Genomic DNA, 25871 nt, shown 5'->3' with positions numbered 1-25871 from the left:
CTCGCCGGACCCGACGCCCCGGCCGGACCCGACGCCCCCACTGGAGGACCTGGCGTCCCCGCCGGACCTGACGCCCCGCCGGACCTGACGTCCGTCCCTGCTGGAGGACGGACCTGGCGTCCCGGCCGGACCCGACGTCCCCGCCGGCCCTGACTTCCTCGCCGGACCTGACCTCCCCCTGGAGGACCTGGCCTCCCCGCTGAACCCGATGCCCCGGCCTGACCCGACGTCCCGGCCGGTCCCGTACAACCCAGCGGTGCCGGGCGTCGCCGGTCGCGTAGTCGGCGTCATCCGCACCCTTACGCGCGGGAGTTGAGCCGCGCTACGGTCCGCCCGTGACGAACCCTGCGCGGTTTCCCCGCATCCCCTTCACAGTGCTCGTGCTGGCGGCCGTCGCCGCCCTGCTGTCCGCACTGATCGGGCCGGCCGCCGCGCAGGCGGCGCCCGGCGAGAGCAGACCCGTGTACTCCTACGACCACGCGATACGCGAATCGGTCTGGGTCGATACCCGGCTCGACGGCGATGCGGACGGACGGGCCGACCGCGTCGCCGTCGACATCGTGCGGCCGGCCGAACCGGCCCGGCAGGGCCGCCGGATACCGGTGATCATGGACGCCAGCCCGTACTACTCCTGCTGCGGACGCGGCAACGAGAGCCAGAAGAAGACCTACGACGCCCACGGCCGGCCGGTACAGTTCCCGCTCTTCTACGACAACTACTTCGTGCCGCGCGGCTATGCGACCGTCCTCGTCGACCTGGCCGGCACCAACCGCTCGGACGGCTGCGTCGACGTCGGCGGCCGCTCCGACATCCAGTCGGCCAAGGCCGTCGTCGACTGGCTGGGCGGCCGGGGCCGCGCCTACACCGCCCGCACCGGAGGCAGACCCGTCACCGCCGACTGGTCCAACGGCAGCACCGGCATGATCGGCAAGAGCTGGGACGCCACCATCGCCAACGGCGTCGCGGCCACCGGGGTCAAGGGGCTGAAAACCATCGTCCCGATCGCCGGCATCTCCTCCTGGTACGACTACTACTTCGCCAAGGGCGCCCCGCTCTACGACTCCGGCCCGGACGCGCTCGCCCAGGCGGTCGACAGCCCGGACGCGCAGAAACGATGCGCCGCCGTACAGAAGAAGCTCGCCGACGGGGCCCCGCGCAGCGGTGACTGGACCGCGTTGTGGACCGAACGGGACTACGTCCGCAACGCCGGCAAGGTCCGGGCCAGCGTCTTCCTGGTGCACGGCATGCAGGACCTCAACGTCCGCACCCGGCACGCCGGTCAGTGGTGGGACGCGCTCGCCCGGCACGGCGTCGCGCGCAAGATCTGGCTCTCGCAGACCGGGCACGTCGACCCCTTCGACTACCGGCGCACCGACTGGGTCACGACCCTGCACCACTGGTTCGACCACTATCTGCTGGGCTACGACAACGGTATCGACCGCGCCCCGATGGCCGATATCGAGCGTTCTCCCGACGTCTGGTCCACCGACCCGCAGTGGCCCGCGCCCGGCACCACGGCCACCACACTGCGCCCGCGCCCGGGCCAGGAACCCGGCGTCGGCGTCCTGGGCACCCGGAAGGCGCCCCGCGGCGCCACCGAGACCTTCACCGACGACCCCCGGCTCGGCGAGGCCGACTGGGCGGCCCACATCGACCGGCCGACGCCCGCCAAGGCCGGGTTCAGCACCGGGCAGTTGCGCACGCCCCTGCGGTTGTCCGGCTCGGGATCGGTGACCGTCACCGTCACCCCGAGCACCTCCACCGCCCACCTCTCCGCCGTCCTGGTGGACCTCGGCCCCGACACCATCCGCAACTACGGAGCCGACGGCGAGGGCATCACCACCCTCGACAGGCGCACCTGCTGGGGCGCCGGCAACAAGGGGGACACCGGCTGCTTCAAGGAAACCGCCGCCGACACCGAGAAGGTCGCGTACACCGTCCTCAGCCGCGGCTGGGCGGACCTCGGCAACTACGCCGACCCCCACAAGGGCCGCCCGCTCACCCCCGGCAAGCCCTACACCCTCACCCTCGACCTGGCCGCCACCGACCACATCGTGCCCGCCGGGCACCGCCTCGCGCTGATCGTGGCCGGGACCGACACCGGGCTGATCGACCCGCCCTCGTCCCGGCCCGCCCTCACCCTCGACCTGTCCCGCACGTCCGCACACCTGCCGCTGACCGGCGGCCCCGCGGCCCTCGCGCGGGCCACGGCGCACGCGTCCGCCCCCGCCCACCGGACCGCACCGCTGGACGGAATCGCCCCGCCGCGCTCGATCAGCCGGATGCCGGGCGGGCAATGACCGCCGGGGGTGTCTCCCCGGTCAGGCCAGTCTTCGGTGAGGCCGACCTCCGGTAAGGCCGGTCTTCGGTGAGGCCAGTCTCCGGTAAGGCCGGTCTTCGGGGAGGACGGCCTCCGGTAAGGCCGGTCTCCCCGGTAAGGCCGGACCAGGGAGACATCCCCCAGGGCCAGGGGGTCAGGGGCCGTCTACCGCGGGCGGCCCCGCAACGCCCCCGCCCGGTCCGCCGCCTCCACCCCGGCCAGCACCACACCCCGCACCCCCGCCAGCCCCCCGCACCCCGGCACCGCACAGCCGGCCCCCGTACCGCACCCCGAGGGCTCCCGCACCGCCCCCGACGGCTTCCACACCACACAACGCCCCCACACACCATCAGCGCCCACCCACCGCCAACGCCCCCGCACCGCCAACGCCCCCGCACCACCACGGCCCCCGACGACCCCCACCCCCCCCGCACCACCAGCGCCCCCGACGACCCCCACCGCTCATCCAAGGGAGGCACCTGCCCGTGATGCTCCGTACCCGTCGCCTCGTCCTCGCGACGCTGGCCTTCGGTCTGACCGCCACCATCGGCGCGACCCTGCCGGCCGCACCCGCCCGCGCGACCGGAACCCACCTGCCCCGTACGGGATTCGAAACCAGCCATGGCGCCCGCTGGACCAGCGAGTTCGAGGAACAGCGTTTTCTGGCCACCGTCGACCGTGCCACCCCGCGCGTCCGCATCGACCGGATCGGCACCACCGCGCAGGGCCGTCCGCTCCGGCTCGTCCGCATCGGCGCCCCGGCCCCCGCCTCCCCGGCCGCCGTACGGCACGGCAACTCCGTACTGCTCATCTGCTCCCAGCACGGCGACGAGCCCTCCGGACGCGAGGCCTGCCTCACCACCGTCCGCGACCTCGCCTACGCCACGGACCGGGCCACCCGGCGCTTCCTCGCGCGGACCAGCGTGCTGGTCGTCCCCACCGCCAACCCCGACGGCCGGGCCGCCGACACCCGCGGCAACTCCGAGGGCACGGACATCAACCGCGATCACCTCGCCCTGAAGACCGCCGAGGCCCGCGCCATGGCCCGGGTGCTGCGCGACTACCGTCCCGACACCGTCTACGACCTGCACGAATACGGCCCCACCGTGCCGTACTACATGAAGGACCTGCTGTCGCTGTGGCCGCGCAACCTCAACACCGCGGCCCCGGTGCACCGGGAAGCCACCTCGCTCTCCCAGGACTTCGTCGCCCCGGCCGTACGGAGGGCCGGATTCAGCACCGGCGTCTACGGCATCTGGACCGACCCGGAGACCGGTGACCCCGTCAAGCAGGTCGCGGGCGACGGCCAGGAACGCATCCTGCGCAACACCGCCGGGGTGAAGGGCTCCGTCGGGCTGCTCGTCGAGACCCGGGTCGATGCCCTCACCGCCGCCGAGAAGGCCGACCCGGCGCTCAACAACAGACGCCGGGTCACTTCCCAACTCGCCGCCCTGAAGGGCGCGTTCGACTTCCTCGCACAGCACCGGCGGCGCATCGAGGCGGCCACCACGGCCGCCCGGCTCACCGGTTACGCCGACCGCGGCCCGGTCCACCTCGGCGGCGCGGACAACGAGCCGCCCGCCCCCGGCCAGGTCCTGACCGACCCGCCGTGCGGCTACCGGCTCGCCCCGGAGCAGTTCGCGCAGGTCCGCGACGAGCTCGCGCTGCACGGCGTGACCGGCCTCCGGGACGCGGACGGCTCGGTCGTCGTGCCGCTGCGCCAGTCCCTGCGCAGCCTCGTTCCGCTCCTGCTGGACGGCCGGGCCGCCTACCACCTCACGTCCGCCACACCGCTGGCCACCTGCCCCGGGCCGGCCCGTACGCCGTAGCCGGTGTCCTAGGCCGGCCCGTACGCCGTGCTCGGACATCGGCAGCCGGCCCGTACGCCGTAACCGGACATCCGCCTCCGGCCCATACGCCGTAGCCGGTGTCCTAGGCCGGCCCGTACGCCGTGCTCGGACATCGGCAGCCGGCCCGTACGCCGTAACCGGACATCCGCCTCCGGCCCATACGCCGTAGCCGGGGTCCATGGCCGGCCCGTACGCCGTGCCCGGACATCCGCGGCCGGCCCGTACGCCGTAACCGGACGTCCCCGGGTGGGCGGTGGGCCCCGGGCAGGCAGAGAGTAACCGCCGCTCCCGCCCCAGCCGCCCACCCCCGCCCCACTCCAGCCGCCTACTCCCGCCCCGCCCCAGCCGCCCACTCCCGCCCCTTCCCAGCCGCCGACTCCCGCCCTCCCCAGCCGCCTACCCCCGCCCCACCCGGCCCAGAACTCTCCGCACCCGCCCCACCACTTCGTCGGCGCACCCCCACGCCACGGTGACCCCCGCGCCCCCGTGTCCGTAGTTGTGGACGCACCAGGCGCCGCCCGGCAGGCGCTCCGCCTCCAGGCGTACCGTGGGGCGTGCCGGGCGCAGGCCCACCCTGTGTGCCAGGATCCGGGCCCGTGCCACCTCGGGGAAGGGCCCGGCGCAGCGCGCCACGATCGCCGCCGCCACCGCCGGGTCCGGCTTCCGCGACCAGGCGCCCTCGCGGGCCGTGCCGCCGAGCACCGGCCCGTACGGCTGCGGCAGCAGGTAGGTGGTGTCCGTCGCGCCGCCGTCCGCGGCCACGAACCACTCCCGCACACCCGGGTTCGCGACGACGACCAACTGTCCCTGTACCGGCTGGACTTGAGGATCCGGGACGAGCTCACGTGCGCCCAGGCCGGAGCAGTTCACCACCACCTCGGTGGTCCGTCCGGCCTCCTCCAGGGAGGACAGCGCCCGGCGTTCCAGGGTGCCGCCGGCCGCGGCCAGCCGCCGCTCCAGGTAGCGCAGGTGGGCCGGCATGTCCACCAGCGGGGTGCGCGCCCGCCACCCCGCGGCGATGCCCGCGGGGAGCTCGTCCGGGCGGGCCGGCCGCAGCCCGGGGGCGGCCTCGTACCAGGCGGAGAGCCCGTCGTCGTCGCCCGGCGCGGCGGCCGCCAGGGTGCCCGCCACCAGCCGGGCGCCGGTCTCCTCCGGCCGCCGCGCCAGAGCGGACAGCACCTCCAGGGACCGTACGGACCAGGCCACCGCCCGCTCGTAGGGCCGGATGCGGTACGGCCAGCACAGCCCGCCGGCCACCGCGGAGGTCGTCGCGTCCGCCGCGTCCCGGCTCACCACCCGCACCCGGTGGCCGTCCTCCGCCAGTGCCACCGCCGACGTCAGCCCGATGACGCCACCGCCGACCACCCACCTCGTCCGTGCCCGTGTCGCTCGTCATGGCGGGATGCTAGGGGGCAGCTCCACGAGGTGTCCCCTCCGGCGAGGCGCCCGGCGGTCGTCGCGGAAGCCGGACTTCCGCCATTGGTGATCTTGCGGTAACCCTCCGGCAGCGGTGCGGACAAACCGGGACCTTAGGCTGGGGAGCAGTACCCGTCGGCCGATGTCGCCCCTCGGATCCGCCCGCCGTCCGTAAGCCGTCGACCAAGGAGACCCATGCTCCGCGCGCCGCGCGCCGTGCCCGCCTGGCTCGCCCACCCGTTCCGCTGGCAGCGGCTGCCCGTGCCCTGGGCCGCCGTCGCCCGCGGTGCGCTCTGCGCCGGGCCGCTGCTCGGCGCGGGCATCGCCACCGGCCACCCGGCGCCCGGTGTGCTCGCCGCGCTCGGTTCCATGCTGGCCGGCGTCAACGACCGCCCCGGCACCCGCCGCACCGGCGTCGTGCACATCGGCCTGCCCGCGCTGGCCTCGGCGCTCGGGATGCTGATCGGCGCCTCGCTGCGGGCCGTGGACGCGGGCTGGTGGGTCGTACCGGCGCTGTTCGCGGTCGGTTTCGTCTCCGGCGCGGGCAGCGTCGCCGGTCCGGTCCGCTCGAACGCCGGGATGCAGATGCTGGCCACCACGGTCCTGGGCGCCGGGATGCCGCTGCCCGGCGCACCGTGGGCCAAGGCCCTGACCCTGCTCGCCGGCTGCCTGTGGCTGCTCCTGCTGCGGCTGGTGCTGCGTCCGCCGCGCCCGGTGGGCGGTGCGCTGAGCGGTGAGCGGGCCGCGGTCGCCACGGTCTTCGACGCGCTGGCCGACGCGCTGGGCGCGGCCGGCGGGCCCGGTGCGGAGCCCGCCCGGCGCCGGCTCAGCGCCGCGCTGGACCGCGCCGACGAGGCGCTGCGGCTGCGTCTGCTGACGGACCGGCTGCTGCGCCGGCCGGCCGACCCGGACGAACTGCTGCTGGCCGAACGGTTCGCCGCGGCCACCGCGTTGTGCGAGGCCAGCGTCGCGCTGCTGTGGGAGGCCCGCCCGCTGCCGGCCCGGGTCGCCGACAGTCCCCGCCGGTTCGCCGCCGCGCTGCGCACCGGGCGGCCGCCGGGCCGGCTGTCCGCCCCCGAGACCAGCACGCCCGGCCGCGGCGCCTTCGACCAGGCGCTGCTGGACGCGGCGGTGGCGTTCGCCCGCTACGAGCCGCAGACCCCGTTCCGGCCGCCCCGGCCCCGGCCGGGGCGGCCGGAACCGGCGCGGCGCGGGCACGAACTCCTCGGACCGGCCGGGCGGGACTACGGCCTGCGGGTCGCGCTGTGCATCGCGGCGAGTGCGGCGGTGGCGCTGCTGTTGCGGGCGGACCACTGGTACTGGCTGCCGGCCACCGCCACCTTCCTGGTCAAGCCGGACCTGGGCCCGCTGTTCTCCCGTACCGTCAACCGCTTCGCCGGGACCGTCGCCGGGGTGCTGGTCTTCGCCGGGGCGGGTCTGCTGTTGACGGGGGAGTGGTGGCCGGCCCTGGTGGCGGGGGTGGGCGGGGCGCTGCTGCCGTTCGCCACCCGGCACTTCGCGCTGCAGACCGTGGCGATCACCCTCATGGTGCTGTCGTTCGTGTACGTCAGCGGTGCCCGGGAGGCCGCCGCCGAGCGGATCGTCGACACCTCCATCGCCTGCGGCATCGTGCTCGTGGTGGGACATCTGCCGCGGCTCGCGGACCCGCGCCGCCGGGTCGGGCAGCGGGTCACCGCGGCGCTGCGGGCCACCGAACGCTTCCTGCGGCACGTCCTCACGGCCCGGCCCGGTACCGACCCCGCCGAGCGGCTGGCGCTCCGCCGGGCCGCGTACCGGGCGCTGGGGGAGGCCCGGGCGGCCGCGGAGACGGCCGCCGCCGAGCTCCTGGCCGCCCGCGACCGCAACCCCGACTGGCCGGCCGTGGTCACCGCCGCCGAACGCATCGTGGACGCCGCGACCGCCTGCGCGGTACGCCTCGACCACGGCGCCCGGCGCCCGGGCACCGAGGAGGCCGAGCGGCTGTGCCGGGCGCTCCTGGCGATGGCCGGCGCACTGGAGGATCCCGGGCGGCGGCCCGACGCCGGCTTGCCGGACGTCGAGCTGCGGGCCGATCCGGACTGCGCCACGCTCACCGACGTCGCGGCGGAACTGGAGAGCATCCGGGGGCACGCCGGGGCGGGGTGAGCCGGCGGGCAGCGGCGAGGGCCGCTGTGCCCACCGCCATTGCGAGTGCCATGAGCAGGACGCTGACCCCGACCGGAGCCCGGTGGCCGAACCCGGCGGCGAGGGCGGCGCCGCCCAGCCACGGGCCCAGCGCGGCACCCACGTTGAGCGCCGCGGTGGCGAAGCCGCCGGCCAGGGTCGGCGCCCCGGTCGCCGCGTAGAGCGCCTGCGCGACCAGGGTGGAGCCGACCCCGAACGACAGCGCCCCCAGGGCGGGGACGAGCAGCACGACCGCCACCGGGCTGCCGGCCGTCAGCGCCAGCAGGGTCCACCCGGCGAGCAGTGCCGCCCCGCCGGCCAGCAGCAGCGGCACCGGACGGGTGTCGGCCAGTCGCCCGCCGGCGCGCACACCGGCGAACGAGCCCAGGCCGAAGAGCGCCAGTACGGCCGGCACCCAGCCGGTGCCGATCCCGGCTACGTCGGTGACCAGCGGCGCGAGATAGGTGAAGGTGCAGAAGGTCGCGCCGTTCACCAGCGCGCCCAGGAGCAGGACCAGCAGCAGCCGCGGCGAGCGCAGCGTCCGCAGCTCGGCCCGCGCCCGCACCGCGTCGCCGTCCGCGGCGCGCCCGCCGTCGGCCGGGACCGACCGGACGATCGCCACCACGGCAGGCACCGACACCGCGGCGACCGCCCAGAACGCCGAGCGCCATCCCCACGCCGCACCGAGCAGCGCACCCGCGGGCACGCCCGCGACACAGGCCAGGGTGGTGCCGCCGAGCAGCACCGAGGTGGCCCGGCCCTTGGCGTCCGGGGCGACCACGGAGGCCGCGGTGGCCAGGGCCACGGCCAGGAACCCGGCGTTGGCCAGGGCCGCGACGACCCGGGTGGCCAGCAGCACCGCGAAGCTGGTGGTGACCGCGCCGGCCACATGGACCAGCAGGAACGTGACCAGGAACGCCAGCAGCGCCCGGCGGCGTGGCCAGCGCCGGGCGAGCAGCGCCATCAGCGGCGCCCCGACGATCATTCCGACGGCGAACGCCGAGGTCAGCGACCCCGCCGCGGACAGCGGGACGTGCAGATCGGCGGCGATGTCCGGCAGCAGACCGGACAGCATGAACTCGGAGGTGCCTTGCGCGAAGACGGCGAGTCCGAGCAGATGGAGGAAGAAGGGCACAACAACACTCCGCAACCACAGTGTGGATCGACATGCGTCACCTCACAGGGGCGCGGCGAAACGCTCGGGCACCTGGGGGCTCGGGCACGGATCCTGACGGGACGTCAGACGGGAAGGCCGGGCGCATGACGGCGCTCACGGCAGGCGACGACGATCCGGTGGCGGCGGAGGACAGGGGAGTGACGGCACTACGGCGCAAGGCCGGGCCGGCGAGGCAACGCGAAGAGCCACCGGAGGGCCGGTGGCCGGCGTCTTGACGCCTCGGGGCTGGACATGGACGCAGACTAACGGCGGCCCGCCGGGCCGGTCCACGCAATTAAGGGCGCACACACAAAGCTGGGCCCCGGGGGTCAGGAGACTCCCCGGGGCCCGTCCGATCCGGCGGTCCGGTCAGCGGCCGCTGCCGTCCTTGCCCAGCAGCCCGGCCCGGCGCAGCGCGTCCGCCATGGCGTCGTTGGCCGGCCCGGCGTCCCGGCCACCACCGCGGCGGTCACCGCCCCGCCCGCCGCCCTGCCGGCCGCCGGCCGCCTGGCGCTGCCGCGGCGCGCCGCTCCGGCCGCCGTCGCGCGGTCCGCGGCCGCCGCCCGCACCGGTGCGGCGCTCACCGCCTCCGGCGGCGGCGCCCTTGCCGGCCTCGTCGTCCAGACGCAGCGTCAGCGAGATCCGCTTGCGCGGGATGTCGACGTCGAGCACCTTGACCCGCACGATGTCGCCCGGCTTCACCACGTCCCGCGGGTCCTTGACGAAGGTCCGCGACATCGCCGACACGTGGACCAGACCGTCCTGGTGGACGCCGACGTCCACAAACGCCCCGAAGGCGGCGACGTTGGTCACCACACCTTCCAGGAGCATCCCCGGCTCCAGGTCGCCGATCTTCTCCACGCCCTCCTTGAAGGTCGCGGTCCTGAACACCGGACGCGGGTCCCGGCCCGGCTTCTCCAGTTCCTGGAGGATGTCGGTCACCGTCGGCAGCCCGAAGGAGTCGTCGACGAACTCGGCCGGCTTCAGGGTGCGCAGCACCGCCGTGTTGCCGATCAGTGAACCGACCTCGGTGCCCGCCGACTTCACCATCCGGCGCACCACCGGATACGCCTCCGGGTGCACGCTGGAGGCGTCCAGCGGGTCGTCGCCGCCCCGGATCCGCAGGAAGCCCGCGCACTGCTCGTACGCCTTCGGGCCGAGCCGCGCCACGTCCTTGAGGGCCTTGCGGGAGCGGAACGGGCCGTTGGTGTCGCGGTGCGCGACGATGTTCTCGGCCAGGCCGGAGCCGATGCCCGACACCCGCGACAGCAGCGGCGCGGAGGCGGTGTTGACGTCCACGCCGACGCCGTTGACGCAGTCCTCGACCACCGCGTCCAGCGAGCGCGACAGCTTCACCTCGGACAGGTCGTGCTGGTACTGCCCGACCCCGATCGACTTCGGGTCGATCTTGACCAGCTCGGCCAGCGGGTCCTGCAGGCGGCGGGCGATGGACACCGCACCTCGCAACGACACGTCCAGGTCCGGCAGTTCCTGGGAGGCGAAGGCGGACGCGGAGTAGACCGAGGCGCCGGCCTCGGACACCATCACCTTCGTCAGCTTCAGCTCCGGCTGTGCCGCGATCAGATCGGTCGCCAGCTTGTCGGTCTCGCGGGAGGCGGTGCCGTTGCCGATCGCGATCAGCTCGACCCGGTGCTCGCGGGCCAGCTTCGCCAGGGTGGCCAGCGAGGCGTCCCACTTCTGCTGCGGGACGTGCGGGTAGATCGTGTCGGTGGCGGCCACCTTGCCCGTGGCGTCCACGACCGCGACCTTCACGCCCGTACGGAAGCCGGGGTCCAGGCCCATCGTGGCGCGGGTGCCGGCCGGCGCCGCGAGCAGCAGGTCGCGCAGGTTCGACGCGAAGACCCGCACCGCCTCGTCCTCGGCGGCCTGCCGCAGCCGGAGCCGCAGATCGATGCCCAGGTGCACCTGGACGCGGGTGCGCCAGGCCCAGCGAACGGTGTCCAGCAGCCACGGGTCGGCCGGGCGCCCGCGGTCCGCGATCCCGAACTTCCCGGCGATGGACCGCTCGTAGGAGCTCGGTCCCTCGGTGGCCGCCGACGGGTCCTCCGGCTCCAGGGTGAGGTCGAGGACCTCCTCCTTCTCGCCGCGGAACATCGCCAGCACCCGGTGCGAGGGCAGCTCGGTGAACGGCTCGGCGAAGTCGAAGTAGTCGGCGAACTTCGCGCCGGCCTCCTCCTTGCCCTCGCGCACCTTCGCCGTCACCCGGCCGCGCGACCACATCCGCTCCCGCAGCTCACCGATCAGGTCCGCGTCCTCGCTGAACCGCTCGGTCAGGACCGCCCGCGCCCCGTCCAGGGCGGCCGCCGCATCGGCGACGCCCTTGTCCGGGTCCACGAACGCCGCGGCGGCCGCGGCCGGTTCCACGGAAGGGTCGGCGAGCAGCCCGTCGGCGAGCGGCTCCAGGCCCGCCTCGCGCGCGATCTGCGCCTTGGTGCGGCGCTTGGGCTTGAACGGGAGGTAGATGTCCTCCAGCCGGGCCTTGGAGTCGGCGCCGCGGATCTGCGCCTCCAGGGCGGCGTCCAGCTTGCCCTGGGACCGTGCGGACTCCAGCACCGCGGTGCGCCGCTCCTCCAGCTCCCGCAGGTAGCGCAGCCGCTCCTCCAGCGAGCGCAGCTGCGCGTCGTCGAGCATCTCGGTGGCTTCCTTGCGGTAGCGCGCGATGAACGGGACGGTCGAGCCACCGTCGAGCAGTTCGACCGCGGCCTTCACCTGCCGCTCCTTGACGCCGAGCTCCCCGGCGATCCGCGCTTCGATGGATCCGAGGGCCCCGATGGGCTCAGTGGCTGCCGTCACGTTGATCCTGCCCGCCTTCCAGCTCTTGCTTGAGCCTTGCATTGTGCCGGGTGACCGGGCGGACTGTCGCGCCGCCCAGCCGGTGGGCGGCACCGGGGTGCGCGGTGCCGGCACACCCCGGTGGCCGCGCGCGGCCTACTTGCCGAACAGCGCGGCGGGGAACGCGCCGGCGTTCATGACGGCGGTGGTGAAGCCGGTGGCCAGCTCGGTGAGCCGGGCCACGCCCGCCGCGCCGAGGTGCTCGTACGGGGCCCGGTCCAGGCGGTCGGTGGTCTCCTCCAGGTCCTTGCGCAGCCGGACGCCGGCCTCGGTCAAGTGGCCTTCGCCGTCCAGGAGACCGCGGGACCGCAGCCGCTCCTGGGCGGCCTGCCAGTCCTCCTCGGACCAGCCGCGGGTCGCAAGGACGCCCCGGGGGCTCATGCCGCGGCCGGTGGCGGTGTGGGTGACCAGCGCCTCCAGCCCGTCCAGTTCGGCGTGCAGCAGCGCCACCAGGTGGCCGTCGCCGCGGTGTTCGCGCAGCAGGGTCGCGGCGTGCCAGTAGGCCAGGTGCGGTGCCTCCGGCACCGGGAGGTCGGCGTGCGCGGCGTACAGCGGCCGGGCCCGGCGGGTACCGGCTTCGGCGGCGCGCAGTGCCAGCTCGGCGGCCTCCGCCATCTCCGGTGACGTCACCGCCTCGTCGCCGAGCAGTCGGCGCAGGGTGGCGTCGGCGGCGCGCAGCCGGGCGTCGAGCACGTCCTGCGGGGTCGTCTTCTGCCACACCTCCGGCAGGTGCCGGGCGATCAGGTCGTACTTGAAGTTGTAGAAGGTGGCCGCGACGGTGCCGGGGCCGACCGCCCCCATCGCCGCGCTGCGGCAGACGAAGTAGCCGGCCCTGGCGTCGTCAACCCCGGCCTTGGCCATCTCGGCGGCAAGCTCCGGCGCGAAGTAGTGCGTGGAGTGGAAGGGGTTGATGACGTTGTGGCACGTGCGGCCGGCCCGCTCGGGCAGTGCGCTGTGAGAGGTCATGGGGGCAGGGTACCGACCCGTCGGTATGGCGCCGGGGGCAGGGCCCCGACGGCCCCACGAAGGCTTCCGCGGTGGCCCTGACCAGGTAATGGCAGGAAAGGTGGGAAGCCCGTCATTGCCGCCATCGGCGCCACTGCCCAGGATGGACGGCATGGAACAGCGCGAGGTGCTGGTCGTCCTCTTCGACGGCGTGCAGGCCCTGGACGTGACCGGGCCGGTGGAGGTCTTCAGCGGTGCCGGGCAGGCCGTTCCCGGCGCCTACCGGATCCGTACGGCCGCCCTGGACGGCTCCCCGGTGCGCACCACCAGCGGACTGACCCTGGTCCCCGACACCACGCTCGCCGCCGCCGGGCCCCCGCACACCCTGCTGGTCCCGGGCGGCCAGGGCACCCGCACCCCCGACCCGCGGCTGGTCGACTGGCTGCGGGACAACGCCCACCGGGCCCGGCGCAAGGTCTCGGTGTGCAGCGGGGCGCTGCTGCTGGCCGAGGCCGGGCTGCTGGACGGCCGGCGCGCGACCACCCACTGGATGCTGTGCGACACCCTCGCCGAACGGTTCCCCGCGGTGCGGGTGGAGGCCGACCCGATCTACGTGCGGGACGGCGACCTGGCCACCTCCGCGGGCGTGACGGCCGGCATCGACCTGGCGCTGGCCCTGGTGGAGGAGGACCTCGGCCGGGACCTCGCGCTCGCCATCGCCCGGCACCTGGTGGTGTTCCTGCGCCGGCCGGGCAACCAGAAGCAGTTCAGCGCCCAGCTCGCCGTCCAGACCGCGCAGCGGCGGCCGCTGCGCGACGTCCAGCAGTGGATCACCGAGCACCCGGCCGCCGACCTGTCCGTCGACGCGCTCGCCGCCCGCGCCGGGCTCTCCCCGCGCCACTTCGCCCGGGCGTTCCGCGACGAGGTCGGGATGACGCCGGGCCGCTATGTCGACCGGGTACGGCTGGAGGCCGCCCGCCGCCGCCTGGAGGACACCGCCGACGGCATCGCCCAGGTGGCCCGCCACTGCGGCTACGGCACCCCCGAGGCGATGCGCCGCGCCTTCCTCCGCGCCCTGGCCGCCTCCCCGGCCGAGTACCGCCGCCGCTTCCAGCCGGCCCCCGCGGGCCACTGAGCGGCCGCCCCGCCGTCCGACTCCTCCGAACCACTCCTCCAGACGGGAAACGCCATGCAGATCGCGATCCTCCTCTACGACCGCTTCACCACCCTGGACGCCATCGGCCCCTACGAGACGCTCAGCCGCCTCCCGGGCGCCGAGACGGTGTTCGTCGCCGAACGCGCCGGGACGTACCGCAGCGACACCGGTTTTGTGGGGCTGGTCGCGGACGCCGCGCTGGACGAGGTCACCGCGCCCGACATCCTCGTCGTCCCCGGCGGCCCCGGGCAGACCGTGCACATGGCGGACGGGCCGCTGCACGACTGGATCCGCGCCGTGGACACCGCCACCACCTGGACCACCTCGGTGTGCACCGGCTCGCTGATCCTGGCCGCGGCCGGCCTCCTCAAGGGCCGCCGGGCCACCTCCCACTGGCTCGCACTGGACCTGCTGCCGGCCCTGGGCGCCGAGCCGACCGGGGAGCGGGTGGTCTTCGACGGCAAGTACGTCACCGCGGCCGGGGTCTCGTCCGGCATCGACATGGGGCTGGCGCTGGCCGGCCGGATCGCTGGGGACACCGCGGCCCAGACCATCCAGCTCGGCATCGAGTACGACCCGCAGCCGCCCTACGACGCGGGCTCCCCGGAGAAGGCACCGGCCGAGGTCACCGCGGCGCTGCGGGACCTCAGCCGGTCCGTGCTCACCGGGGAGCGGGAACAGCAGGCGCAGGGACAGCGGGCGTAGCGCCCCTCATTCCGCGGGCCAGGTGAACCGCGGCGGCCTGCGCTCCAGGAAGGCGGCGGCACCCTCGGCGGTGTCGCCGCTCGCCCGGGCCTGCCCCGCCCAGTGGGCGCCGCGCTCCTCCGCCTCGTCCGCCGGCACGTCCCAGGTGCCGTTGGCCAGCTCCTTCGCCGCCGTCTGCGTCAGCAGCGACCGGCTCGCCAGTACGGCGGAGAACTCCGCGACCCGCTTGCCCAGCTCGCCCTCGGCCAGCACCTCGTCCACCAGCCCGGTCCGCAGCGCCCGCGCGCAGTCGATCAACTCCCCGGAGAACAACAGGTACTTGGCGGACGACAGCCCGACCAGGCGGACCAGCCGCCGGGTGGCCGACGCCGGGTAGACCACCGCCAGCTTGGCCGGCGTCACCCCGAACAGTGCCCCCTCCTCCGCGAACCGCAGATCGCAGGCGGCCGCCAACTGGGCGCCGCCGCCCACGCAGTAGCCGCGTATCGCCGCCAGCGTCGGCTTCGGGAAGGCGGCCAGCGCCTCCTCGGCGGCCACCGCCAGCCCCTGCGACTCCCCGGCCGTCCCGCGCAGCGAGGCGATGTCCGCGCCCGCGCAGAACGTCCCGCCGGCACCGGTCAGCACCAGCGACCGCACCGCCCGGTCCGCCGCCAGCCGCGCCAGCAGGGGCGGCAGATCCCGCCACATCTGGACGGTCATCGCATTGCGCTTGCCGGTGTTGCTGATGGTGACGGTCGCTGTGCCGTCGCTGACGTGCGTCGTGAGGCCCGGTTCCATGCCCGGATATTAGAGCGACCGCGGCCCGGGCGGCCGACTACGATCGACGGTCTGATGTCAGCAACCCTCGTCGCCAAAGACCTCGCCGCCGGCCACGGCGAGCGCATCCTCTTCTCCGGTCTCGATCTGGTCGTCGCCCCCGGGGACGTGATCGGCCTCGTCGGCGCCAACGGCGCGGGCAAGTCCACCCTGCTGCGCCTGCTGGCCGGGCTGGACACCCCCGAGGAGGGCGCGCTCTCCCTCAGCCCGCCCACCGCCACCGTCGGCCACCTCCCGCAGGAGCCCGACCGCCGCCCCGGAGAGACCGTACGGGCCTTCCTCGCCCGCCGTACCGGCGTGGCCGACGCCCAGCGCGCCCTGGACGCCGCCACCCAGGCCCTGGCCGAGGAGCGCCCCGGCGCCGACGACGCCTACGACACGGCCTTCACGCGCTGGCTCGACCTCGGCGCCGCCGACCTCGACGAACGCGCCGAGGAGACCGCGGCCCAGCTCGGCCTCACCGTCGGCCTCGACCAGCCGATGACCGCCCTCTCCGGCGGACAGGCCGCCCGGGCCTCGCTCGCCTCCCTGCTGCTCTCCCGTTACGACGTCTTCCTGCTGGACGAGCCGACCAACGACCTGGACATGGACGGTCTGCACCGGCTGGAGGAGTTCGTCACCGGGCTGCGCGCCGGCACCGTCCTCGTCAGCCACGACCGCGAGTTCCTGACCCGCACCGTCAACCGCGTGGTCGAACTCGACCTCGCCCAGCAGCAGGTCAACGTCTACGGCGGCGGCTACGCCTCCTACCTGGAGGAGCGCGAACGGGCCCGGCGGCACGCCCGCGAGCAGTACGAGGAGTACGCCGAGACCAAGGCCGCCCTGGAGACCCGCGCCCACACCCAGCGCAACTGGATGGAGAAGGGCGTCAAGAACGCCCGCCGCAAGGCCCCCGACAACGACAAGATCGGCCGCAAGGGCCGGGTCGAGGCCACCGAGAAGCAGGCCGCCAAGGCCAAGCAGACCCAGCGCCTGATCGAACGGCTGGAGGTCGTCGAGGAGCCCCGCAAGGAGTGGGAGCTGCGGATGGAGATCGCCGCGGCACCCCGGGCCGGCGCGGTCGTCGCGACCCTGCGCGGGGCCGCGGTCCGGCGCGGTGACTTCCGCTTCGGCCCGGTGGACCTGCAGATCGACTGGGCGGACCGGGTCGCCATCACCGGTCCCAACGGCTCCGGCAAGTCCACCCTGCTGGCCGCCCTGCTCGGCCGGCTCCCGCTGGACGCCGGGCAGGCCGCGCTCGGCCCCGGCGTGGTGGTCGGCGAGATCGAGCAGGCCCGCGGCCGGCTCTTCGGCGGGCACCATCTCGGCGACCGGCCGCTGATGGACGCCTTCCGGGCCGCCGTGCCGGACCTGCCGCCCGCCGACGTCCGCACCCTGCTCGCGAAGTTCGGGCTCAAGGCGGCCCATGTGCTGCGCCCGGCGCCCACCCTCTCACCGGGGGAGCGCACCCGGGCCGCGCTGGCCCTCCTCCAGGGGCGCGGGGTCAACCTCCTCGTCCTGGACGAGCCGACCAACCACCTGGACCTGCCGGCCATCGAGCAGCTGGAGTCGGCGCTCGCCTCGTACCCGGGCACGCTGCTGCTGGTGACCCACGACCGGCGGATGCTGGACGCGGTGCACACCACCCGGCGGATCGAGGTCGAGGCCGGGCGGATCACCGACCGGGCGGTGTGAACCGGGCGGGCCGGGACCGAGGCGGGGCGCCCGCCCGCGGCCGGTCGGTTTATCGATTTGGATCTGCGGCGGGCGACCCGTAAGGTGGGGGCAACCGACGCGGGGTGGAGCAGCTCGGTAGCTCGCTGGGCTCATAACCCAGAGGTCGCAGGTTCAAATCCTGTCCCCGCTACTGCACACACGGCAGGCCCGGTGCCCCGGCACCGGGCCTGCCGTGCTGTCCGCCCCCGCCACCCGGGCAGGGCGAGCCGGATGGCGGGATCGTAGGGGTGCCGTTCCCGTGGAATCCACGAACCCGGCACAAAGAGAACAGGGCCGGTCCGCAGCCCGTGGGAAACTCTCGGAATCCGCCAAAAGCCGTCGATAGGCGCTGACTTGCGTTCAGCGGGCCGGTACGGACCAGCGCATTCTCAACACTCTTCCTGTGAGGATGCCTTCCGGACCCCCCGCAGAACCCCCCGACGAGCTGACCTCCCCGCTCGCGTACGAAGGTGTCTGGCGCTTCACCGCACCGGCACTGGAGTCCTCGGTGCCGCAGGCGCGCCATGCGGTCCGGGACCTGCTCGCCGAACAGCACGTGCCGGTCGCCGCCGACATCATGGACGGCCTGCTGCTCATCGTCTCCGAACTGGTCACCAACGCCGTCCGGCACGCCGCCCTGCTCTCCCCGCAGATCGCCGTCCAGGTCACCATCGGCGCCAACTGGCTGCGGGTCGCGGTCGAGGACGACCACCCCTACCGCCCCAAGGCGCTGGAGGCGGACGAGGGCGACGTCGGGGGCCGCGGTCTGTGGCTGGTCAAGACCGTCACGGCCCAGGTGGGCGGGAAATGCGATGTCGAGCACACGGCGGGCGGCGGCAAGGCCATCTGGGCCGAACTGCCGCTCACCCCGCTGGCTACCAGCCCGCCGACCGCCCGGTGAGCTCCCGCACCGCCGGGCGCGCCGCGTCCAGCACGGTCATGAACCACGCGGAGAACGGCGCCTTTGCATGCCGCTCGGCCAGCTCCGCCGGCGTCACGAACGCGATCTCGCCGATCTCCTCCGGGTCCGGTGCCGGCTCGGCCCGCACCAGGCCCACGAACAGGTGGTTGTACTCCTGCTCCACGAGCCCGGAGGACGGATCGGGATGGTTGTAGCGCACCGTGCCCGCCTCGGCCAGCAGCGCGGGTGCCACACCCAGCTCCTCCGCGGTCCGGCGGGCCGCCGCCGCGAACGGCGCCTCACCGGGATACGGGTGACCGCAGCAGGTGTTGGACCACACACCGGGGGAGTGGTACTTCCCCAGCGCCCGGCGCTGGAGCAGCAGCCGGCCCTTCTCGTCGAAGAGGAAGACCGAGAACGCCCGGTGCAGCTGCCCCGGAGGCTGGTGCGCCGCGAGCTTCTCCGCGGTGCCGATCGTCGTACCGTCCTCGTCGACCAGCTCCAGCATGATCGGTTCGGCGGCGCCGCCCGGCGTGCGCACCGCCGTGTCCTCGGCGGTCTGTCCGTTGGCAGGTGTGATCGGCATGCCCATCCTTGTCGTCGGTCTTCGACGTCAAGTCTGCCCTAGCCGGGTCCGCATCACCGGCAGAGCGGGTGCGCGGCGCCACACCTCCCGCGCGTCCGGCCGGGAGTGCGCCCACCTGGCATCCACCGTGAGAGGGACCACATCAGGCGGCCGCCCCGAGGCACCGAGCGAGGCGGCCTCCGGCTCCCGCAGCCGGCCGCCGGCGCTCCCCGCAGGCCGGCATGGCCCTCGCCACACCTCCGCGGCACAACCCGCCCGCCCCGTGACCAGCCCGCTCATAACCGGCACCGGAACGACGGCCCCCATCGCCGGCCAGTTGTTCATGCGCCACCCCATCCACCATGATGATCGCGGCAGGCGCAGCCGTCGGTCACTCGATCGTGCGGTGAATGCGCGGTGAACGGCCGCATCCGGCGATCCGATAGCCTCTGCCGACGTGCCATCCGGCCCTCCGGGCGCCCGGTGTGCCACGCCCGCTGCCCGGGTAGTCCGTATCGAATGCGGATCGACCGGCGCTGCCTTGTCAGCCTCCAAGGAGTGAGTTCGTCTGTCGACCGCCATCCTCACCGGTCCGCCGGTCGCCGGGTCGCCGCTCGAAGCCGACCTGCGGACGCTGGGCTTCGACGTCCGTACGGCGGACGACGCCGCCTCCGCCGCCGCGCTGCTCGCCGAGGTGCCCGCCCAGGAGCGGGTCGCCCTCGTCGACCCCCGCTTCGTCGGCCACCTGCACGCCCTGCGGCTCGCGCTGACCGACCCCCGCTTCCCGGCCGCCGCCGTGCCGGGCGCGCTCACCGCCCAGGCCGCGGCCCGCCCGGCGCTGGCCCGCGCGGCCGGCCGGATCCCGGTCGGCGCCGGCACCGCCCACCTCACGGACGTCCTCACCGAGACGCTCACCGACTCCCTGGACCGCGACGACATCGGTCTGCACCGCATCGAGCTCGGCAGCCTGGTCGCCACCGTCGCGCTCACCCCCGCCCAGCGCGAGGAGGCCCGCGAGGCGGTCGCGGCCGTCGACGACGAGGCGGTACGGCTGCGCACCGCGGTGAAGTCCCGCGACGGCTTCTTCACGACCTTCTGCATCAGCCCGTACTCCCGCTACCTCGCCCGCTGGTGCGCGCGCCGCGGCCTCACCCCCAACCAGGTCACCACCGCGTCCCTGCTCACCGCACTGATAGCGGCCGGCGGCGCGGCCACCGGCACCCGCGCCGGCTTCGTCGCCGCGGGGGTCCTGCTGCTCCTCTCCTTCGTCCTGGACTGCACCGACGGGCAGCTCGCCCGCTACTCGCTGCAGTACTCGACGCTGGGCGCCTGGCTGGACGCCACCTTCGACCGGGCCAAGGAGTACGCCTATTACGCGGGGCTGGCGCTGGGGGCCGCCCGCGGCGGGGACGACGTATGGGCCCTGGCGCTCGGCGCGATGGTCCTGCAGACCTGCCGGCACGTCGTCGACTTCGCCTTCAACGAGGCCAACCACGACGCCAGCGGCAACACCAGCCCGACCGCGGCGCTCTCCGACAAGCTCGACAGCGTCGGCTGGACGGTCTGGGTCCGCCGCATGATCGTGCTGCCGATCGGTGAACGCTGGGCCATGATCGCCGTCCTCACGGCGCTGACCACCCCGCGCATCGTCTTCTACGCCCTGCTCATCGGCTGTGCGCTGGCCGCCTGCTACACCACGGCCGGCCGGGTGCTGCGCTCCCTGACCCGGCGGGCCCGGCGCACCGACCGCGCCGCCCGTGCGCTGGCCGACCTCGCCGACTCCGGGCCGCTCGCCGAGCTGATCGCCCGCGGTGCGCGCGGCCGCGGCCGCACCGGTTCCTTCCTCGCCCCGGCTATGGCATTTCTCTCGGCCGCGGTGCTGCTGGTCTGGGTGATCTTCGAGAAGGACCCGGCGTCCTGGCTCACCGTGGGCGTCGCCGCCTGCTCCGCGCTGCTGGCCGGTGCGGCGGTGTCCCGGCCGCTCAAGGGCGCCCTCGACTGGCTCGTCCCGCCCTTCTTCCGGGCCGGCGAGTACGTCACGATCCTCGTGCTGGCGGCCCGCGCGGACGTGCCCGGAGCGCTCCCCGCGGCGTTCGGGCTGGTCGCGGCCGTCGCCTACCATCACTACGACACCGTCTACCGCATCCGCGGTGGCACCGGGGCCCCGCCGCGGTGGCTGGTCCGGGCAACCGGCGGCCACGAGGGACGCGTCCTCGTAGTGACCGTCCTGGCAGCCGCGCTGTCCCCTGAAGGTTTCACAATCGCGCTCACGGCCCTGGCCGTGGTCCTTGCGCTGCTGGTGCTCATCGAGAGCATCCGCTTCTGGGTCTCTTCCGGAGCACCCGCCGTACACGATGAAGGAGAACCCGCATGATCGGCCTCGTGCTGGCTGCCGGCGCCGGACGGCGTCTGCGCCCCTACACCGACACCCTGCCCAAGGCCCTGGTGCCGGTCGACGGGGAGACCACCATCCTCGACCTGACCCTCGGCAACTTCGCCGAGATCGGCCTGACCGAGGTCGCGATCATCGTCGGCTACCGCAAGGAGGCCGTGTACGAGCGCAAGGAGGCCCTGGAGCAGAAGTACGGCCTCAAGCTCACCCTGATCGACAACGACAAGGCCGAGGAGTGGAACAACGCCTACTCCCTGTGGTGCGGCCGTGACGCCCTCCAGCACGACGTGATCCTCGCCAACGGCGACACCGTGCACCCGGTCTCCGTCGAGCAGACCCTGCTCGCCGCCCGCGGCAACGGCCAGAAGATCATCCTCGCGCTGGACACCGTCAAGCAGCTCGCCGACGAGGAGATGAAGGTCGTCGTGGACCCCGAGAAGGGCGTCCAGAAGATCACCAAGCTGATGGACCCGGCCGAGGCGACCGGTGAGTACATCGGTGTCACCCTCATCGAGGGCTCCGCCGCCGCCGAGCTGGCCGACGCCCTGAAGACCACCTTCGAGCGGGACCCCGACCTCTACTACGAGGACGGCTACCAGGAGCTGGTCAACCGCGGCTTCAAGGTGGACGTGGCACCGATCGGCGACGTCAAGTGGGTCGAGATCGACAACCACGACGACCTGGCGAAGGGCCGTGACATCGCATGCCAGTACTGACCCGCCTCATTCCGTCCCCGGTCGTCGTCGACATCAACGCCGGCGCCCTGGACGACCTGGCGGGCCTGCTGGCCGATCAGCGCATCTCCGCGTCCGGCAAGCTCGCCATCGCGATCAGCGGCGGCTCGGGGGCACGGCTGCGTGAGCGGCTGTCCCCCGCGCTGCCGGGCGCCGAGTGGTACGAGGTCGGCGGCGGCACCCTGGACGACGCGATCAAGCTCGCCGACGCCATGAAGAAGGGGCACTACGACGCGGTCGTGGGCCTCGGCGGCGGCAAGATCATCGACTGCGCCAAGTTCGCCGCCGCACGGATCGGCCTGCCGCTGGTGGCCGTCGCGACGAACCTGTCGCACGACGGGCTGTGCTCGCCGGTCGCCACCCTGGACAACGACGCCGGCCGCGGCTCCTACGGTGTGCCGAACCCGATCGCCGTGGTGATCGACCTCGACATCATCCGGGAGGCCCCGGTCCGGTTCGTCCGCTCCGGCATCGGCGACGCGATCTCCAACATCTCCGCGGTCGCGGACTGGGAGCTCTCGCACCGCGAGACCGGCGAGGCGATCGACGGACTGGCCGCCGCCATGGCGCGCCAGGCCGGCGAGGCGGTGCTCCGGCACCCCGGCGGCGTCGGCGAGGACTCCTTCCTCCAGGTGCTCGCCGAGGGCCTGGTCCTCACCGGCATCTCGATGTCGGTGGCCGGCGACAGCCGCCCGGCGTCCGGCGCCTGCCACGAGATCAACCACGCCCTGGACATCCTGTACCCCAAGCGCGCGGCGAGCCACGGCGAGCAGTGCGGCCTCGGTGCCGCCTTCGCCACGCACCTGCGCGGGGACAAGGAGACCCGGGACCTGATGGTCGAGGTACTGCGTCGGCACGGACTGCCGGTCACGCCGGGTGAGATCGGCTTCACCGACGAGGAATTCGTCGAGGCCGTCGCGTACGCACCCAAGACCCGCCCCGGGCGCTACACGATCCTGGAGCACCTCGACCTGTCCACCGACCAGATCAGGGACGCTTACGCCGACTATGCACAAGCCATCGGTAGCTGAGCTCCGGCCGGTCGTTCACCCCCCGGGGGTGAAGGACCGGCGGAGCGGCGAGCACTGGGCCGGCCGGCTCTACATGCGCGAGATCTCGCTGCGCATCGACCGGCACCTGGTGAACACCCGGGTCACGCCCAACCAGCTGACCTACCTGATGACCCTCTTCGGCGTCCTCGCCGCCCCGGCCCTGCTGGTGCCGGGGGTCTGGGGCGCCGTCCTCGGCGTGCTGATGGTGCAGCTCTACCTGCTGCTCGACTGCGTCGACGGCGAGATCGCCCGGTGGCGCAAGCAGTACTCGCTCACCGGTGTCTGGATGGACCGCGTCGGCGCGTACCTCACCGACGCCGCAGTGCTCGCCGGCTTCGGCCTGCGCGCCGCCGACCTGTGGGGCCCGGGCCGGATCGACTGGCTGTGGGCCTTCCTCGGCACGCTGGCCGCCCTCGGCGCCATCCTGATCAAGGCGGAGACGGACCTGGTCGGCGTGGCCCGCGCGCAGAGCGGCAAGGAGCAGGTCAAGGAGACCGCGTCCGAGATGCGGTCCTCCGGCATGGCGCTGGCCCGCAAGGCCGCCGCGGCGCTGAATTTCCACCGGCTGATCCTCGGTGTCGAGGCGTCCCTGCTGATCCTGGCCCTCGCGGTCGTGGACCAGATCCGGGGCGACCTGTTCTTCTCGCGGCTGGGCGTCGCGGTGCTCGCCGGCATCGCGCTCCTCCAGACGCTGCTCCACCTCGTGTCCATCCTCGCCTCCAGCAGGCTCAAGTGACGGGGGCGTCCCAGATGCGCGTCGGTGCGGTGATCATCACCATGGGCAACCGCCCCGAGGAGCTGCGTGCGCTGCTGGACTCGGTGGCCAAGCAGGACGGCGATCCGATCGAGGTCGCCGTGGTCGGCAACGGCTCGCCGCTGCCGGAGCTGCCGGAGGGCGTGCGGACCGTCGAGCTCCCGGAGAACGTCGGCATCCCGGCCGGCCGGAACGTCGGTATCGAGGCGTTCGGGCCGGCCGGCCGCGAGATGGACGTCCTGCTCTTCCTCGACGACGACGGGCTGCTGGCCCGGGCGGACACCGCCGAGCTGTGCCGCGAGGCGTTCGCCAAGGACCCGGAGCTCGGCATCATCAGCTTTCGGATCGCCGACCCGGACACCGGCGAGACCCAGCGCCGGCACGTCCCCCGGCTGCGCGCGTCCGACCCGATGCGGTCCTCGCGGGTGACCACCTTCCTCGGGGGCGCGAACGCCGTGCGCACCAAGGTCTTCGCGGAGGTCGGCGGGCTGCCCGACGACTTCTTCTACGCCCATGAGGAGACCGACCTGGCCTGGCGGGCGCTGAACGCCGGCTGGATGATCGACTACCGGTCGGACATGGTCCTGTACCACCCGACGACGGCACCGGCCCGGCACGCGGTCTACCACCGGATGGTGGCCCGCAACCGGGTCTGGCTGGCCCGCCGCAACCTCCCCGCCGCACTGGTTCCGGTCTATCTGGGTGTCTGGTTCCTGCTCACCCTCGCCCGGCGCCCCTCGCGACCGGCGCTGCGGGCCTGGCTGGGCGGCTTCAAGGAGGGCTGGGCCACCCCGTGCGGTCCCAGGCGTCCCATGAAGTGGGCTACCGTTTGGCGACTGACCCGACTGGGCCGCCCTCCCGTCATCTGACAAGCTCGTATCTGAGAGCATCAGGCGCGAACCGGGGCGAGGCCCCGGCAGCGCACCTTGAGGACGAAAGTGTCAACTGTGAGCGAGACCACGCACGACAGTGCGGTCGCCATGAGTGCCCCGGCAGCTTCCGACGAAGGGCTGACCGCGGCTCAGCGGGCCCAGAAGTACGGGCTCGCGCAGAGCGGGGCGCGGCCGAGCCTCCCCGAGTACGTCCGGCAGCTGTGGCACCGGCGGCATTTCATCTCCGCCTTCGCCAGCGCCAAGCTGACCGCGCAGTACAGCCAGGCCAAGCTGGGGCAGGTCTGGCAGGTGGCGACGCCCCTGCTGAACGCGCTCGTCTACTACTTGATCTTCGGTCTGCTGATCGGCACGAGGAAGGGCGTCCCCGACTTCGTGCCGTTCCTGGTGACCGGCGTCTTCATCTTCACCTTCACGCAGAGCTCGGTGATGGCCGGTACGCGGGCGATCTCCGGCAACCTCGGCCTGGTGCGGGCGCTGCACTTCCCGCGGGCCTGCCTGCCGATCTCGTTCTGCCTGATGCAGCTGCAGCAGCTGCTGTTCTCCATGGGTGTGCTGGTCCTGATCCTGCTCGGCTTCGGGCAGATGCCGACCTGGTCGTGGTTCCTGGTGCTCCCGGCGCTGCTGCTCCAGTTCGTCTTCAACACGGGCCTGGCGATGGTCATGGCGCGGCTGGGCTCCAAGACCCCGGACCTGGCGCAGCTGATGCCGTTCATCATGCGGACCTGGATGTACGCGTCCGGCGTGATGTTCAGCATCGACCTGATCCTGAAGGGCAAGCACGTCCCGCAGTTCGTGGAGGTCCTGCTCAACGCCAACCCGGCCGCGGTCTACATCGACCTGATGCGCTTCGCGCTGATCGACAGCTTCACGGCCAACAAGCTGCCCCCGCACGTGTGGGCGTTCGCCGGCGGCTGGGCGCTCCTGATGGGCGTCGCGGGCTTTGTGTACTTCTGGAAGGCTGAGGAGCGGTACGGACGTGGCTGAGCAGAACAACGGCGTGCAGCCCACGGCGGCCGCCCAGGAGCGGATCCCGACGGTGATCGCGGACGATCTGCACATCGTCTACCGCGTCTACGGCACGGGTGCCGGCAAGGGCAGCGCCACCGCGGCCCTGAACCGCATCGTCCGCCGCAAGCCCTCCACCGGTGTGCGCGAGGTGCACGCGGTCAAGGGTGTCTCCTTCACCGCCTACCGCGGCGAGTCCATCGGCCTGATCGGTTCCAACGGCTCGGGCAAGTCCACCCTGCTCAAGGCGGTCGCCGGCCTGCTGCCGGCCGAGCGGGGCAAGGTCTACACCCACGGCCAGCCCTCCCTGCTGGGCGTCAACGCGGCCCTGATGAACGACCTGACCGGCGAGAAGAACGTCGTCCTCGGCGGCCTGGCCATGGGCATGTCGCGTGAGCAGATCCGTGAGCGCTACGACGGGATCGTCGACTTCTCCGGCATCAACGAGAAGGGCGACTTCATCTCGCTGCCGATGCGCACCTACTCCTCCGGCATGGCCG

Annotated in this window: 20 protein-coding genes and 1 tRNA gene; 15 read left to right on the top strand and 6 right to left on the bottom strand. The window is 73.7% G+C overall.

The annotated features are described in order from the left end of the window. Nucleotides 1–335 precede the first annotated feature (335 nt). Nucleotides 336–2300 carry a Xaa-Pro dipeptidyl-peptidase gene (locus AB0E02_RS26640; RefSeq protein WP_362143262.1) on the top strand — a complete coding sequence of 655 codons (1965 nt, stop codon included), beginning with the start codon at nt 336–338 and terminating at the stop codon, nt 2298–2300. 505 nt (nt 2301–2805) lie between these two features. Continuing rightward, nucleotides 2806–4149: a M14 family metallocarboxypeptidase gene (locus AB0E02_RS26635; RefSeq protein WP_362143260.1), complete on the top strand. Its 1344-nt coding sequence runs from the start codon at nt 2806–2808 to the stop codon at nt 4147–4149. Between the two features lie 417 nt (nt 4150–4566). On the opposite strand, the gene AB0E02_RS26630 is transcribed toward AB0E02_RS26635, so the two are convergent. Then, complete coding sequence (locus AB0E02_RS26630; protein ID WP_362143258.1) at nt 4567–5535, bottom strand: FAD-dependent oxidoreductase; 969 nt, start codon at nt 5533–5535, stop codon at nt 4567–4569. A gap of 246 nt (nt 5536–5781) precedes the next feature. On the opposite strand from AB0E02_RS26630, the gene AB0E02_RS26625 reads away from it, so the two are divergent. Continuing rightward, complete coding sequence (locus AB0E02_RS26625; RefSeq protein ID WP_362143256.1) at nt 5782–7731, top strand: FUSC family protein; 1950 nt, start codon at nt 5782–5784, stop codon at nt 7729–7731. Here AB0E02_RS26625 and AB0E02_RS26620 read toward each other — a convergent pair. From AB0E02_RS26620 to AB0E02_RS26610, 3 genes are all read right to left on the bottom strand, one after another. Beyond that, nucleotides 7676–8884 (bottom strand): Cmx/CmrA family chloramphenicol efflux MFS transporter, encoded by a 1209-nt coding sequence (locus AB0E02_RS26620; RefSeq protein ID WP_362143254.1) that lies wholly within the window; start codon nt 8882–8884, stop codon nt 7676–7678. The two genes, AB0E02_RS26625 and AB0E02_RS26620, sit on opposite strands and share 56 nt — an antisense overlap. 390 nt (nt 8885–9274) lie before the next feature. Next, nucleotides 9275–11719 carry a Tex family protein gene (locus AB0E02_RS26615; RefSeq protein WP_362143253.1) on the bottom strand — a complete coding sequence of 815 codons (2445 nt, stop codon included), beginning with the start codon at nt 11717–11719 and terminating at the stop codon, nt 9275–9277. Between the two features lie 135 nt (nt 11720–11854). Next, nucleotides 11855–12724, bottom strand: coding sequence for a hypothetical protein (locus tag AB0E02_RS26610; RefSeq protein WP_362143251.1), 870 nt, complete (start codon nt 12722–12724; stop codon nt 11855–11857). A 151-nt stretch (nt 12725–12875) separates the two neighbouring features. Here AB0E02_RS26610 and AB0E02_RS26605 point away from each other — a divergent pair, with 151 nt between their 5' ends. Then, nucleotides 12876–13838: a GlxA family transcriptional regulator gene (locus AB0E02_RS26605; protein WP_362143249.1), complete on the top strand. Its 963-nt coding sequence runs from the start codon at nt 12876–12878 to the stop codon at nt 13836–13838. A 54-nt stretch (nt 13839–13892) separates the two neighbouring features. Beyond that, on the top strand, nt 13893–14564 hold the full coding sequence (locus AB0E02_RS26600) for a DJ-1/PfpI family protein (protein WP_362143247.1): 672 nt from the start codon (nt 13893–13895) through the stop codon (nt 14562–14564). Between the two features lie 6 nt (nt 14565–14570). Here the strand turns inward: AB0E02_RS26600 and AB0E02_RS26595 are convergent, their stop codons facing one another. Then, a complete protein-coding gene (locus tag AB0E02_RS26595) occupies nt 14571–15341 on the bottom strand; it encodes an enoyl-CoA hydratase-related protein (protein ID WP_362143245.1) in 771 nt (256 codons plus the stop codon). A 54-nt stretch (nt 15342–15395) separates the two neighbouring features. Between AB0E02_RS26595 and AB0E02_RS26590 the strand changes: the two genes are divergently transcribed. The 3 genes from AB0E02_RS26590 to AB0E02_RS26580 all read left to right on the top strand — a co-directional run bounded on the left by AB0E02_RS26590 (nt 15396) and on the right by AB0E02_RS26580 (nt 17976). Further along, nucleotides 15396–17054, top strand: a complete 1659-nt coding sequence (locus AB0E02_RS26590; protein WP_362143243.1) for an ABC-F family ATP-binding cassette domain-containing protein — start codon at nt 15396–15398, stop codon at nt 17052–17054. 98 nt (nt 17055–17152) lie between these two features. Next, nucleotides 17153–17226, top strand: a tRNA-Met gene (locus tag AB0E02_RS26585). A 258-nt stretch (nt 17227–17484) separates the two neighbouring features. Next, nucleotides 17485–17976, top strand: coding sequence for an ATP-binding protein (locus tag AB0E02_RS26580; RefSeq protein ID WP_201804770.1), 492 nt, complete (start codon nt 17485–17487; stop codon nt 17974–17976). Here the strand turns inward: AB0E02_RS26580 and idi are convergent. Beyond that, complete coding sequence (idi, locus tag AB0E02_RS26575) at nt 17951–18562, bottom strand: isopentenyl-diphosphate Delta-isomerase (protein ID WP_362143241.1); 612 nt, start codon at nt 18560–18562, stop codon at nt 17951–17953. The two genes, AB0E02_RS26580 and idi, sit on opposite strands and share 26 nt — an antisense overlap. A gap of 547 nt (nt 18563–19109) precedes the next feature. Between idi and AB0E02_RS26570 the strand changes: the two genes are divergently transcribed. The 7 genes from AB0E02_RS26570 to AB0E02_RS26540 all read left to right on the top strand — a co-directional run. Beyond that, the gene (locus AB0E02_RS26570) at nt 19110–20915 is read left to right on the top strand and encodes a DUF5941 domain-containing protein (RefSeq protein ID WP_362143335.1); all 1806 of its coding nucleotides are present in this window, start codon (nt 19110–19112) and stop codon (nt 20913–20915) included. Beyond that, on the top strand, nt 20912–21649 hold the full coding sequence (locus tag AB0E02_RS26565) for a phosphocholine cytidylyltransferase family protein (protein ID WP_362143239.1): 738 nt from the start codon (nt 20912–20914) through the stop codon (nt 21647–21649). The genes AB0E02_RS26570 and AB0E02_RS26565 overlap by 4 nt, the downstream gene beginning before the upstream one ends. After that, on the top strand, nt 21637–22698 hold the full coding sequence (locus AB0E02_RS26560; RefSeq protein ID WP_030416855.1) for an iron-containing alcohol dehydrogenase family protein: 1062 nt from the start codon (nt 21637–21639) through the stop codon (nt 22696–22698). The genes AB0E02_RS26565 and AB0E02_RS26560 overlap by 13 nt, the downstream gene beginning before the upstream one ends. Next, the gene (locus tag AB0E02_RS26555) at nt 22676–23455 is read left to right on the top strand and encodes a CDP-alcohol phosphatidyltransferase family protein (RefSeq protein ID WP_362143237.1); all 780 of its coding nucleotides are present in this window, start codon (nt 22676–22678) and stop codon (nt 23453–23455) included. The genes AB0E02_RS26560 and AB0E02_RS26555 overlap by 23 nt, the downstream gene beginning before the upstream one ends. Before the next feature lie 14 nt (nt 23456–23469). After that, nucleotides 23470–24342, top strand: a complete 873-nt coding sequence (locus AB0E02_RS26550) for a glycosyltransferase (protein ID WP_362143334.1) — start codon at nt 23470–23472, stop codon at nt 24340–24342. 78 nt (nt 24343–24420) lie between these two features. Next, nucleotides 24421–25350, top strand: coding sequence for an ABC transporter permease (locus tag AB0E02_RS26545; protein WP_030416858.1), 930 nt, complete (start codon nt 24421–24423; stop codon nt 25348–25350). After that, nucleotides 25343–25871 (top strand): ATP-binding cassette domain-containing protein (locus tag AB0E02_RS26540; RefSeq protein ID WP_362143235.1); only part of this gene is annotated, 529 nt, incomplete at its 3' end. The genes AB0E02_RS26545 and AB0E02_RS26540, both read left to right, overlap by 8 nt.

The sequence above is a fragment of the Streptomyces sp. NPDC048196 genome (assembly GCF_040652715.1).
Lineage (GTDB): Bacteria > Actinomycetota > Actinomycetes > Streptomycetales > Streptomycetaceae > Streptomyces > Streptomyces siderophoricus.
This window is presented reverse-complemented; position numbering and strand designations above follow the sequence as displayed.

Bases quoted from the DNA above. Each gene is read 5' to 3' on its own strand.
- AB0E02_RS26625 (WP_362143256.1), top strand. From the start codon at position 5,782: ATGCTCCGCGCGCCGCGCGCCGTGCCCGCCTGGCTCGCCCACCCGTTC.
- AB0E02_RS26610 (WP_362143251.1), bottom strand. From the start codon at position 12,724: ATGACCTCTCACAGCGCACTGCCCGAGCGGGCCGGCCGCACGTGCCAC.
- AB0E02_RS26605 (WP_362143249.1), top strand. From the start codon at position 12,876: ATGGAACAGCGCGAGGTGCTGGTCGTCCTCTTCGACGGCGTGCAGGCC.
- AB0E02_RS26600 (WP_362143247.1), top strand. From the start codon at position 13,893: ATGCAGATCGCGATCCTCCTCTACGACCGCTTCACCACCCTGGACGCC.
- AB0E02_RS26595 (WP_362143245.1), bottom strand. From the start codon at position 15,341: ATGGAACCGGGCCTCACGACGCACGTCAGCGACGGCACAGCGACCGTC.
- AB0E02_RS26590 (WP_362143243.1), top strand. From the start codon at position 15,396: ATGTCAGCAACCCTCGTCGCCAAAGACCTCGCCGCCGGCCACGGCGAG.
- AB0E02_RS26580 (WP_201804770.1), top strand. From the start codon at position 17,485: ATGCCTTCCGGACCCCCCGCAGAACCCCCCGACGAGCTGACCTCCCCG.
- idi (WP_362143241.1), bottom strand. From the start codon at position 18,562: ATGCCGATCACACCTGCCAACGGACAGACCGCCGAGGACACGGCGGTG.
- AB0E02_RS26565 (WP_362143239.1), top strand. From the start codon at position 20,912: ATGATCGGCCTCGTGCTGGCTGCCGGCGCCGGACGGCGTCTGCGCCCC.
- AB0E02_RS26560 (WP_030416855.1), top strand. From the start codon at position 21,637: ATGCCAGTACTGACCCGCCTCATTCCGTCCCCGGTCGTCGTCGACATC.
- AB0E02_RS26555 (WP_362143237.1), top strand. From the start codon at position 22,676: ATGCACAAGCCATCGGTAGCTGAGCTCCGGCCGGTCGTTCACCCCCCG.
- AB0E02_RS26550 (WP_362143334.1), top strand. From the start codon at position 23,470: ATGCGCGTCGGTGCGGTGATCATCACCATGGGCAACCGCCCCGAGGAG.